Origin of the sequence: Cetobacterium sp. ZOR0034 (assembly GCF_000799075.1) — a bacterium.
GTDB lineage: Bacteria > Fusobacteriota > Fusobacteriia > Fusobacteriales > Fusobacteriaceae > Cetobacterium_A.
The window spans coordinates 1-13,065 of sequence record NZ_JTLI01000064.1 but is presented as its reverse complement, the minus strand read 5'-3'; the positions used below and the strand labels follow the sequence as shown (position 1 = coordinate 13,065).

11 protein-coding genes are annotated in these 13,065 nt (G+C 27.9%); 3 read left to right on the top strand and 8 right to left on the bottom strand.

All coding sequences use genetic code 11. The features are described from left to right. Window positions 1-166 precede the first annotated feature (166 nt). Entirely contained in the window at window positions 167-1,495 is a 1,329-nt protein-coding gene (locus L992_RS10930; RefSeq protein WP_047396275.1) for an MATE family efflux transporter, read from the top strand. A gap of 24 nt (window positions 1,496-1,519) precedes the next feature. Here L992_RS10930 and L992_RS10925 read toward each other — a convergent pair whose 3' ends face one another. The 3 genes from L992_RS10925 to L992_RS10915 form a co-directional block, all read right to left on the bottom strand. Beyond that, entirely contained in the window at window positions 1,520-1,981 is a 462-nt protein-coding gene (locus L992_RS10925) for a C-GCAxxG-C-C family (seleno)protein (protein WP_047382587.1), read from the bottom strand. A gap of 31 nt (window positions 1,982-2,012) precedes the next feature. Further along, window positions 2,013-2,990 carry an MBL fold metallo-hydrolase gene (locus L992_RS10920; RefSeq protein ID WP_047382588.1) on the bottom strand — a complete coding sequence of 326 codons (978 nt, stop codon included), beginning with the start codon at window positions 2,988-2,990 and terminating at the stop codon, window positions 2,013-2,015. A gap of 98 nt (window positions 2,991-3,088) precedes the next feature. Further along, window positions 3,089-3,757, bottom strand: a complete 669-nt coding sequence (locus L992_RS10915; protein ID WP_047382589.1) for a cyclic nucleotide-binding domain-containing protein — start codon at window positions 3,755-3,757, stop codon at window positions 3,089-3,091. A gap of 151 nt (window positions 3,758-3,908) precedes the next feature. On the opposite strand from L992_RS10915, the gene L992_RS10910 reads away from it, so the two are divergent. Together L992_RS10910 and udp are read left to right on the top strand one after the other, a co-directional pair. Further along, on the top strand, window positions 3,909-5,267 hold the full coding sequence (locus L992_RS10910) for an MFS transporter (protein ID WP_047396273.1): 1,359 nt from the start codon (window positions 3,909-3,911) through the stop codon (window positions 5,265-5,267). Between the two features lie 21 nt (window positions 5,268-5,288). Beyond that, entirely contained in the window at window positions 5,289-6,056 is a 768-nt protein-coding gene (gene udp, locus L992_RS10905) for a uridine phosphorylase (protein WP_047396270.1), read from the top strand. Window positions 6,057-6,100: 44 nt separating this feature from the next. Here the strand turns inward: udp and L992_RS10900 are convergent, their stop codons facing one another. The 5 genes from L992_RS10900 to L992_RS13200 form a co-directional block, all read right to left on the bottom strand. Next, window positions 6,101-7,705, bottom strand: a complete 1,605-nt coding sequence (locus L992_RS10900) for an AAA family ATPase (RefSeq protein WP_047396268.1) — start codon at window positions 7,703-7,705, stop codon at window positions 6,101-6,103. Between the two features lie 43 nt (window positions 7,706-7,748). After that, complete coding sequence (locus L992_RS10895) at window positions 7,749-8,897, bottom strand: hypothetical protein (RefSeq protein WP_052193982.1); 1,149 nt, start codon at window positions 8,895-8,897, stop codon at window positions 7,749-7,751. Window positions 8,898-9,052: 155 nt separating this feature from the next. After that, entirely contained in the window at window positions 9,053-11,203 is a 2,151-nt protein-coding gene (gene recQ, locus L992_RS10890; RefSeq protein WP_047396266.1) for a DNA helicase RecQ, read from the bottom strand. Window positions 11,204-11,309: 106 nt separating this feature from the next. Further along, entirely contained in the window at window positions 11,310-12,032 is a 723-nt protein-coding gene (locus tag L992_RS10885; RefSeq protein WP_047396263.1) for an MBL fold metallo-hydrolase, read from the bottom strand. A gap of 9 nt (window positions 12,033-12,041) precedes the next feature. Beyond that, window positions 12,042-12,902: a hypothetical protein gene (locus L992_RS13200; RefSeq protein WP_052191723.1), complete on the bottom strand. Its 861-nt coding sequence runs from the start codon at window positions 12,900-12,902 to the stop codon at window positions 12,042-12,044. Window positions 12,903-13,065: the final 163 nt, after the last annotated feature.

Below are 13,065 nucleotides of genomic sequence, written 5' to 3'. Positions count from 1 at the left end.
ATATTTTTTTAAAAAATTCTAAAAAATATTTTAGAAAAAACAAAATTATATACTTGACTTCATATAGTTAGTCTCAAATATATTATACATCAATTTTTTTATTTCTTAAAGACTTGACTCTAGAATCATTCTAGAGTTTATAATATAAAAATAGGACGGTGATATTATGCAACAAAAATTATTAAAAGATAATCTTTTCAAACTTATTTTTAAATATGGAGTACCATCTATTCTGACCATGTGGATCTTCTCTTTATACACTATAGTTGATGGAATTTTTATAGGAAAATTTTTAGGAGCTAAAAGTCTTGCTGCTGTAAATATTGTTATGCCTTATGTCAATTTTTCATTTGCTATTGGTATTATGGTAGCTGTTGGAAGTTCAACTATGATTGCTATTCAACTTGGTGCTAGAGAAGATAAAAAAGCTTTAAAATCTTATAGCACATCAATACAACTTTTTATGGTTTTTAGTTGCCTTCTTAGTTTAATAGGAATAATTTTTCCTGAAAAAGTTGTTACACTTTTAGGAGCTAATGATGTTATTTTAGAAGAAGCTACAACGTATCTATTTTATCTATCATTTTTTACACTTTTTTATATGTTATCATATGGATTTGAAAGTTTTGTAAGAATTGAAGGTAGTCCTAACTACTCTTTACTTTGTATATTGGGTGGAGCTATTATGAATATTGTTTTAGATTACTTTTTAATAGCTATACTGGATATGGGAATCAAGGGTGCTGCTATTGCAACGGGTACTGCTCAGATGACAACAGCCCTAATGTTAGCTTATTACATGATATTTCGAGCTAAAAAATTAAAATATAGTTTTATAAAGTTTAATCCCAAAACTGTTATGACTATTTTATATAATGGTTCATCTGAATTTTTAACAGAGATGGCAACTGGAGTTGTTATCATGGCTTTCAATATAAATATTATGAATATCATTGGAAACGAAGGTATTTCAGCTTTCAGTGTTATAAGTTATATCTCAACCTTAGTTACGATGACAATGATTGGATTTTCTCAAGGATTACAACCTATTATTAGTTTCAACTATGGAGCACAATATAGAGAAAGAGTTCTTAAAATTTTAAAAATCGGAACTATTACAGTGTTTGGACTAGGAATCTTCTTCTTCTTCCTTGTAAACTTATTCTCAGATACTCTTGTTGGTGTCTTTATAAAAGATAATCCAAAACTATTTTTACTGACTAAAGAGGCTGTAATCTATTACAGTTTTACATACATCTTAATGGGGATTAATATAATTATCAGTTCATATTTCACAGCTGTTGAAAATGCTTTTATATCAAGTATTTTAAGTGTATTAAGAGGTCTTATTTTTATAAATATACTTCTTCTATTACTTCCTGGAGTTTTAGATACAAAAGGGATTTGGTTATCAGCTCCTGTAAATGAACTTATCATGTTAATTGTCTCATCTATATTCTTTATTAAAAATGGGTATAAAAAAATTGTGGCGTAAAATCCACAATTTTTTTATTTTTTATTACTCAACTACTTTTAATCCTAACTCTCTAGCAATTATTGTTGCAGCAACTTCTGCTACCTCTCCTGTAAAAGCAACACATTGATCTTTATGTTCCTTTGCTCCCATATCCATTCCATGAGTTAATATTTTACAACATAATACTTTGTGATTTTTTCTGAACTCCTCTTGTAACTCGTTAGCTAGTTCTAAATTTTTAACAACTTTTGTATCTCCACCCTTAGTTCTTCCGAAGAAATAGCTAAGTGCCATTACTCCACCACTTACAGCTCCACAAACACATTTAGATTTTCCAATTCCCACCGGGAATCCTGAAGCAGCAGCGATTAAAGCCTCTGGCATATCTGGGTCGATATTGTCTCTAACTGAGTTTACAATAGCTTCTGAGCAGAAGAAATCTCCAACTCTATAAGCTTCCTCTGCATCATGTTTAACTTTTTTAATACTAATCTCTTTATTCATTTTTTCACTCCTTTTTTATATTTAACAGATGTTAAAACTCTAATAAATCCCCTTGAACTGGGAAATGGTATTGAACTCCGAATCTATTGTTATCAACTAACTCTTTTTCTATTTTTTCTCTCATATTTTCGTTCTTTTTCAAACTCGGCTTTATATGAGTTATAACTATATTTAACCCCTTCAAGTTTCCTTTACCAGAATATCTCTCTAAATTTTCCAGCTCTGTATCAATCCACTTAGGTGTTAAATGTCCAAATAAATCTTTATCCTGTTTTGAATTTTCAAAAGATGATTCAATCATTATTGCCTTTAATTTCTTCTCTTTTAATAGTGGTCCTAAAACTTTAAAGCTTTCATCTAGGCCATTACTTTTTTCAACTTTATCTGGTCCTACATCTCCATAATAAGCTAGATATTCTCCATTATTTTCTATTAAAAACATAGTCGATTCGTAGTTACTATGACTAAGAGGGAAGCTTCTAACTTTTAAAGTTGTTCCGTTTATTGAAACTTCATCTGAAGGAGACAACTCTTTATAAGTATATTGATTTAATTTAAACCCTTCGCCTTCATTAGCAAAATTTGGCCACAGTTGCCAATTGAACACATTATTTTTCAAAGTATCAATTGTACTTTTTAATCCATAAATCTCTTTTTTAGTATCCTCTGTTGACGATACAACTAAACCAGAAATATGGTCTAAGTGAGCGTGAGAGATTAGGTAACCTTTTATTTTTTCTCTAAAAATATATCCTGTATCATTCCATTCAGTATCTTTTGGTATAGTAATATTCTTAAAACTATTTTTCTCTAACCCTTTTTTTATTCCAGGTAAAACTGTTCCCGCATCCAAAGCAACAAAGTTTTCCTCAGTTTTACTTTTTAAAAGGTATCCAGAGATATTTCCATCGAATACTCCACCGTCACTTCCTAAAGTAACAAGCTCAAACCCCTCAGCATAACTTATTAAGCTTGAAATAAGAAAAATTGTTGATAATAACCTTTTCATTTAATCCCTCCAATTTTTTATACTGCACAAATATTTTACCATATATTTAAAATAAATGTTTCAACAATTCTATAAACTTAATTATTTTTCTTTGTTTCTTAATATAAATCTTCTATAGTTTCCTTCAAAGCAGATTCATTAATTATTTTATAATAACCCTTTTCTTTAATTATATATTTCTTTTGAATCAACTCATTTAATATCCTAAAAAGATGTCTTTCACTAATTCCTGTAAATTCAGCAACTTCTTTTATATCACAAATAAACTCTTGATTTTTTTCAATAGCAAAAATATATGCTACTAACCTATTCTTTGGTGATAAACCTTGATTAATAGAAGATTTACTATTACTTTTATAAATTGCATCAGAAAGATTATATGCAATATCTCTTAAAAAAACAACATCATTCAATAACAATTCCTTGCACTCTTTTAATGGTAGATATATGCAATAAGCATCCTCTATAGTTTCAACTGAAGATGGTGCCAACTTATCTAAAAGTAGCTCTATTTCACCAAATATTCTTGGAGCTTTTAATTTCCGTAAAATATTTTCTTTCCCATTACTTAGAGAGAAAGATACTTTTATCTCACCAGATATAAGAATATATATTCCATTTAAATTATCACCTTGATTATATATAACTTCTTTTTTAGTAAAATATAAAAGCTGCATATACTTTCTATAATCATTGTAAAACATAGAATCAATACTAAATTCTCTAATTTTGTTTTCTAATAACAAATCATTTTTTATAATTTTCAAAAAATACCTCCAATTTACTGACAGATGTCAGTGAAAAAATAATTTTTATTTATTATATTATAAATACGAACAAAAAGAAATAAAAAAAACTATTAAAAACTAAATACAATCATTTAAATTAAAATTATATTTAGTTTAAAAGGAGAAGAAAGTGAAAGAAGAAAATAATGTTTCAAAAGTTATGCCTTTTATTATGATGGCCTTTATTTTTACAGGAAGCTTACAAGAAGCACTCAATATCTGTGCTCCAATTATTGCAAAAGATTTTTCTATTACCTCAGCAAATGTTAGTTTAATTTCATCTGTAGCTATGCTTACAATGGGAGTAGCATATGTATTTTATACTGCTTTATCAGATTTTATATCTATTAAGAAACTGCTAATTACTGGAATAGGAATACAAGTTATTAGTTCTTTGGGTGCATTTATATTTAGCAATTACTTTTTAGCTGTTCTTATTTTTAGATCTCTTCAGATGGCTGGTGGAACATCTGCATCTGCATTACTTATACTTACTGCAACAAAATATCTACCAAATGACAAACATATGAAATATTATGGCTTCAATACAGCTTGTTTTTCTGGTGGACAAATGCTTGGAATTTTATTAGGAGGAATTTTTGCTACATATATCGGTTGGAAATATCTATTTATAATTCCTGCTATTTCTATTATAAGTATTCCTTTTATTATAAAATATTTACCTGAAGATTCTAAAAATCAAAAAAATAAAGTTGATATCTTAGGAATATCTTTAATGGGAACACTGGCATTGTTTATATCTTTATATTTTAGTTTAATGCAAACTAGCATTCTTATAATTTGCTTACTAATATCTATAATCTTTTTATTATATATCAGTAAAAATAAAAATGCTTTTATTACAATTGATTTCTTTAAAAATTGGAAATATTTATTAATTATTTTAATAGTATTAATTACCTACTCTATCCAAGGATGCTACTCATTCCTATTTTCATTTATGACATCACATATATATGGAATAGAGCCCAGTAAAATATCATTAATTTTAATTCCAAGTTATATTATAAGTATGACTATTGGTATTTTAGGAAGTAAAATAACAAAAAAAATTGGTGTTTTTAAGACTTTAATAACTGGTCTTGGAAGTATGTTTCTCGGTCTTTTAATTGGAAGTTTCCTTCTTGATAAAAATATACTTCCACTAATAATTATGTCATGCCTATTCAATGGTGGTTTTTCAATTTTATATACACCAATAATGACTTTAGTTATAAATTCACTACCATTAAAAATGCGTGGAACTGGACTAGGATTTTTCAATCTTTGTATAAAAATAACTTCATCCACTGGAATCGTAATAACTGGAAAATTATTAACTATAAACTCATTACAAGACAATGCATTCATCACTAATATTTCAAAAAATGCTATAGTTTATAGCAATATATTACTTATTTTTATCGGAATTATTTTTACTAGTTTCATTACAGTAAGTATTATTAATAAATCTCTAATAAAAGAGTAAAAAATAGGAGGAAAATATATTATGAAAAGAGCAGATGGAACACAATTTCATATTGGAATTAAAAATGGAGATGTTGGAAAATATGTTATTTTACCTGGTGATCCAAAACGTTGTGAAAAAATAGCTTCTTATCTTGAAAATGCTAAAAAAATAGCTGACTTACGTGAATATACAACATATACTGGATACTTAAATGGAGTAAAAGTCAGTGTGACATCTACTGGAATAGGAGGGCCTAGTGCTGCTATTGCACTTCAAGAACTTGTTGATGCAGGAGCTGATACATTTATTAGACTAGGAACATGTGGAGGAATGGATTTAAAAGTTGAAGGTGGTGATCTTATTGTTGCCACTGGAGCTGTCAGAATGGAGGGAACTAGTAAAGAGTATGCTCCTATCGAGTTTCCTGCTGTTGCAAATTATGAAATTGTAAATGCATTAATTGAAGCTGCAAATGAAAAAAAAGCAAAATTTCATGTTGGTGTAGTACAATGTAAAGATTCATTTTATGGTCAACACGAGCCTGAAAATATGCCTATTAGCTATGAATTATTAGGAAAATGGAAAGCATGGATGCAAATGGGATGTCTTGGATCTGAAATGGAATCAGCAGCACTATTTACTGTTGCAAATTATTTAAAAGTTAAGTGTGGAACTATCTTGCTTGCTGTAGCAAATCAAGAACGAGCTAAAGCTGGATTATCAAACAATGGCTTTTATGATACAACTCTAGAAACAGAAGTAGCTATAAGAGCTATTGAAAAATTAATTGAAAAAGGTAATCATTAATACAAAAATATCTTCGGTCATGACCGAAGATATTTTTCACCTCATTAGTTTATTTCACTCTCAATAGCAACATCTTTTCCGCTAAAAGCCATTCCTATTTTTATTACCTTTGATACCCCATTATTTTTCATAGATATATCATATTTTTTCTCATTTATTTGAGCTAAAGCTTCCTTCGCTTTCTCATGGATACTGTTTTTATCTCCTATTTTAAACTCAAATATCAATCCAAAATTTCTCTTATCTTTAGGCTCTAAAGCTATGTCGTATCTTCCATAACCACTTTCTCTATTAGAAGTTATTATATATTTATCACCTAAAGTTAAAAGAAGACCTAGCATAAAGTGATGATAATACTTCTCACTATCTCCACCGTCGTGGTAACTTATTGCTGATAGATATAAATCTTTAAATTTATATTGGAATCTTTCAATCTCACCTTTATACAAATCCTCAAGCATTTTAAAATACAAAGCTGTTTTTCCATGACTATATTCTTTAATAAAACTGTTCTTAAAAAATGACTGCACTTCATAGTTTGGAATTTTTAAGAAATATGTCTTTGCACCAGTTATATCTGAAATTTGCAATCTATCATATGTTAAATATCCTGAAAATAACATCAACGACCAGATTGTATCCACATCATCTAAATCAGAAAATACTATATTTTCTGTGATTACTTCCTCTATTTCATTTCCACTAAAAACAGCTTTTAAATCATCTAATACTTTAGAATCATTTTTATTTAGCAACTGCTTTATTAAAGCATTGTCACTAGTATTTATCCAATATGGATTAATCTCTTTATTGTTAATACAATTTATAATAGACCAAGGATTATATACTAGCTTATTTCCAAATTTATAACCGTTGTACCACTTTTTAATCTCTTCTACTTCATAATCTAACTCGTAGTATTTTAAAGCTATCTCTACTTCTTTTTCACTCAATCCAAAATAATTAAAATTATTATCTAATATTGTAGATACAGTAAGATTATTAAGCCCTGAAAATATACTTTCCTTTGCTACTCGCAGTATTCCCGTAAGAACTGCGAATTCTAAATATGGATTTCCTTTTAATGCTGCACTCAAAACATTACGGAAAAAGAATATTGCTTCATCATAATATCCCTGTGAATGAGCAGTAACTAAAGGTGTATCATATTCATCTATTAAAATAATTACTTTTTTTCCAAACTTTTCATATAACTGCTCAGATAAATTTAAAAGTGAATTTTCCTGTGCATCTCTTTTATCTTCTAAAACAAATCCATATTTTTTATACTCTTTTTTTATCAAAGCCATAAACTTTTCTAAACATAGCTCCCAATTACTAACTTTTATATCTTTTAAGCTAATATATATAACAGGATACTGCCCTGCGTACTCCATTTTATCTGTATTCGTAATATCTAATCCATCAAATAATTTTCTATTAGACTCTTTATCTTCTATGTTAAAGAAATAGTTAAGCATTGACATATTTAAAGTTTTTCCAAATCTTCTGGGTCTAGGTAATAATATTACTTTAGATTTTTTATCTAGCACTTCATTTATTAGCATCGATTTATCAGCTAAATAATAGTTATTTTCTATTATCTCTTTAAAATTATCTATTCCTACAGGCAACTTTTTCTTAACCATCTTTTTCACCTCACTAATATATTTTCTTTAAGTATACCATATTTTATCTTTCTAATATAGAAATTGTCTTTAGAACAATTTGATAATATTTTTCTAGATCCTCTTTAGTTAGATACGGAATAATATTATCATTAATATATTTTTTTGAGACACCTAAGCTTAGAACAGCACCTGTTTTCTTTATCAATCCTGCTCCACCTATTTCATTATGAATATGATTAGACATAAATGTCACTCCACCGCAATCTTGACTAACTATTGTCGCTAACTCTGAAACAATTCGAACTTTTTCTTCTGATAGATTAGCTAAAGCTAATTCATTTCCTAATTTTTCAATTTTCTTCCCTATATCCATAGTTTTTAATTTAAGAGAATCAACTTTTCTTTTCATACTTCCTAAATCATAATAACAAAAAGGATAGCTTAAAGTACTACAAGCTTCAACTAATGCATTAACAACATCAATATTATCATCTTGTTTATCTCCTCTTACGATAAAAGTATCAGTTTTTAAATCTCCTAAAGCATCATTAAATAATTTAGATTCTAAAACAATTGTCGGAATTTTATCTAATTTAAAATATTCAACAATTAATTTTTTAGAAAAATAGTTAGAATTGCCTTCTAAGTCTTCATTAGGACCAATTCCTCCAAGAGTAGCATTGACTGTAGCTAAAAAAGATACTGATGTATTTCCTATATCTAAAACAGTTCCTAAAATATATCCATAATTATCTCCAACATTCTCTTTTGTTATTTTGAAATTATCAGGAAATTTTTTATAAAAACCATCTAACAAAGCATTAGCAATAGCTGATTGTAACGCTACAGGTACCTCTAAAACTCCTTGCCCATAGATTCGACCAAACTCTTTTAAAACAATAGTATGAGTCATCAATGCTTCTTTTCCTATTAACTTTTTTATAATATCTTTTTCAAATGGCGTTATTCCTCTTCGAGCAATACCGTATCCAATACCACCGTTTTTTAAGTTTACTATAATTTTATTTTCATCAAAAGTTATATCAAATATTTCTAACGATAACTTTGTAACTTTTTGAAAAAAATATAATATAACTGCTAGTCCAACTGAATCATCTTGTACTTGCCCATTAACGCTGTGACAATGACCACATCCTACATGACCAACTACACCAATTGAACCAAATTTTTTTTCACTAAATTTAATCATCTCAAACTCCTCTAAAACACTTCAACTTCTTAATTCTTATTCTTTGCAAAAACTCTAAATAGTGATAAATCTTTTAATTTTTTCAAAAAAATCACCTCAAAATACAGTATTATTATTAGGTATAAAGTATCAATAATTTTTAATTACTTTAAAATTTACAAATCTATTAAAATTATTTTTATTTTATCATATGAAAAATACTCAGGTAGGTATTCTTTTATTGGCTTCAATCTCTCCATTCCAACTTTCTCCACAGCCTCAATCACTAAACCTTTCTCTTCTGTTGTGTATAACCTTGACAAATCTAATCCTACAATCTCTTTCTTAGCTTTAGAAAGATGGTTAAGAACCGTAGTAACTACAATCTGCTGAGTTGCTGCAATATCTTCAATAGATAAACCTTCCATAAATAACTCAGCAGTCTTTTTGTAACTAGCTGATTTAGTTAAAGTTGATTTTGTTGAAATCTCTAATTTAGAGGTTACACTACTATCATTCGTTTCTTCAATATATTTATTTAAAATGGAAAGAATTGAATCACCATATTTTTCAAACTTAATTTCTCCCATACCATTTACTCCAAGTAACTCAGCTTTACTTCTTGGTTTATAGTTACATATTTCAATTAAAGTTTTATCTGAAAAAACAACATATGGTGGAACCTTTAATTCAATGGCGGTTTCTGTTCTATACTTTGCTAAAATCTTAAATAGATTTTCCCCACCCTCTATCAATGATAGTGAAGCACTGTTTTTAAAACTCTTTTTAGATTTTTGAATAGAAGTATCATTATTTAAAATTTTCATAAGTAAAGTTTCATTATTTCTAATAAAAGAGTATGCTTTTTCTGTCAATCTTATTAGAGGATATTTACCTTCACTTACTTTTAAATACTCATATCCTATCATATAATCAATAATTATTTTTATCTCTTCTAAACTTTTATCTTTTAAACACGCATATGTAGATTGTTCATTTAATCTATAATCTTTTATTTTGGCTGTATTAGCTCCTTTTAAAACCTCTGAAATCAATTTAACACCAAACCTATCATTTAGCCTTCCAACACATGATATAATTTTTTGTGCATCAATTGTTATATCAAAAACTTCTCCTTCATTTTCACAGTTACTACAAACTCCACAAGATTCTTCCAATGTATCCCCAAAATAGTTTACTATGTATTCTGATAGACATCTATTTGTTCTTGTATAGTTTTCCATACTTGATAGTTTTTCATATTTTATTTTTGAAAACTCAGAATCTGTATTTTCGTTCTCTATAAATAACTTTTGAATCACCACATCTTTCGGATGATAAATAAGAACACACTCTGAGTCAAGTCCATCTCTTCCTGCTCTTCCTGCTTCCTGATAATAACTTTCAATATCTTTAGGTATATTATTATGAATAACCCATCTTACGTTTGATTTGTCAATTCCCATACCAAATGCGTTTGTCGCAACAATTATTTTAATTTTATCCAATATAAAATCCTCTTGATTAGACATTCTTTCATCATCAGACATACCAGCATGATATTTTCCAACTTTAATTATTTGAGATAAAATTTCATAAATCTTATCACACTCTTTACGAGTAGAAACATATATTATTCCACTTTCATCAGAATGAGAATTGATAAACTTTTGAATAAATTTAAGATTATCTATATTCTTCAAAATAGAAAATTTTAGATTTTTTCTTCTAAATCCATTTCTAAATATATTGGCATTTATATTCAAACTAGCTAAAATATCTTGAATTACCTCTGATGTAGCTGTAGCAGTAAAAGCCGTTACTACTGGAGAGTAATCTAAGCTTTCCAAGAATGTCTTTATATTTTTATAACTAGCTCTAAAATCATGACCCCATTGAGATATACAATGTGCTTCATCCACAGCTACTTGAGATATTTTTATTTTTTTTATAACTGATAAAAATCTACTATTTTCTAATCTTTCTGGAGCAATATAAATAATTTTATATTCGTTATTCATTAAGGAGTTATAAGTCATTTCACATTCGTCATTTGAAAGAGAACTATTAATAAATGTAGATGGGATTCCATTTTGGTTTAAAGCATCAACTTGGTCTTTCATAAGAGATATAAGTGGTGAAATTACAATTGTTAAGCCTTCAAACATTATTGCCGGGATTTGATAACATATAGATTTTCCACCGCCAGTTGGCATAATAGCTAATGTATTTTTCTTTTCTAAAATATTACTGATTATCTCTTCTTGCCCTTCTCTAAAATTCTCATAACCAAAATATTTTTTTAAAACAACATTTTTTTCTGTCATTCAACCCTCCTTATTTTATATTTTTATATAATTATATTATATCTTATTTCTTCTATTCTGTTAAACAAAAATATCTTCGGTCATGACCGAAGATATCTTCTCATTTTTAAATTTCTATCAAAGAGTTAGTTCTAAATATCTCAATAACATCCACATTATATTTTTGAATTCTCTTTTTTAACTCACTACTAACATAAAAATTCTCATCAAAATGCATTGGAACTATAACTTTAGGTTTTATATTTTCAGCAAAATATTCACTTCCTAAATAGCAGAACTCCTCTAGTCTTGGATCAACAGGGAAAAAAGCAACATCTATATCTTTATTGATTCTAATTTTTTCAACAATCCCTGTATATAACTCTCTCATATATTTTTCCTCTGCTTCAGTATCATCTTTCCAATACCACCAATTCAAATCTCCAGCATGGAAAATTTTCATTTGATCCACTTCTACTAAAAACGAAACACCTAAGTCAGACGACCCATATGCTTTTATCGTCATATCTCCTAAATTTAAATTTTCACCCTCTGACATCTGATGACAATTTTTTATATCTCTATCTAAAACTATATCACTACTTAAAATATAAGTTAGTTCATGATTTTTATTTTTCCAGTTCAAAATATCTTTATTAAAATGATCGTAATGACCATGAGAAGAAAATATCATCACCTTTTTTAAACTTTTAGAAACCATATCAACTAAAGATATATCATCGGTATCAGTTTTTAGTGGTGTCTTATAGTAATCGAAAACTAATAAATGTTTTTCTGTTTCAACTACAAAACAGCTGTGATATATATAAAATACTTTTAAACTTTTCATAACTTCCTCCTAAACTGATTTGCTTTTACCATTTCTATCATAGCCATTCTTGTCATAACCATATTTATTATACCCTGCTTTATCATAACCTTTCGAGTTATAACCACTTCTATTGTAACCCTCTCTATCATAACTAGCTTTATTATAACCATATTTATCATAACCTGCTCTGTCATAGCCGTACTTATCATATTCATCATGATTTTCTACATTAAAACTTTCTCTATTATATCCCAATCTATCATAGCCTGTTCTATCAAATCCTGCTTTATTGTAACCATATTTATCGTATCTAGCTCTATCGTAACCATTTCTATCGTAACCACTTCGGTCGTAACCCTCTTTATCATAGCCAAATTTATCATAGCTAGTTTTGTCAATTTCTGAATTTAATTTAATATTTTTTGAGATTCCAGATTTATTTAAACCATTTCTATCATGACCAGTTCTATCATAGCCTGCTTTGCTATATCCATTCCAATCATATCCCATTCTGTCATAACCTGCCTTATTATAACCAAACTTATCATAACCCGCTCTATCATAACCATATTTATCGTAATCAGACCTAGAATAACTATTTGCAAAATCATTTCCATAAATCTCTTTATTATAACCAAATCTATCATAGCCTTCTCTATCATAACCATTTTCATCATAACCCAAGTCATCATAAATCTCTTTATATTTTAACACTTCCTTCGTTTTATCATCAGTTGAATTTTTCTCTTTTATTTGCTGAACTTTATGTGTTTGTTCTCTAATAGCCTTATTTCTTAATTTTCTTGTCATTTTTATTTTCTTTTTTCTTTTAAGTATAACTCCTAAAAAAACTGCAATTATAATTAAAATACTGCCTGTTACTAACATAATTTTGATGCACTTCCTTTATTTTCTAATTTTACTATATTATACCTTGAAATATTATGATATCATAGTTTTTTTGAAATATTATGATATAAAAAATAGCAGCTCACAAAAATGACGTGAGCTGCTTTTCTTTTCCCTTCATAACGTTGTATAATATCAGTAT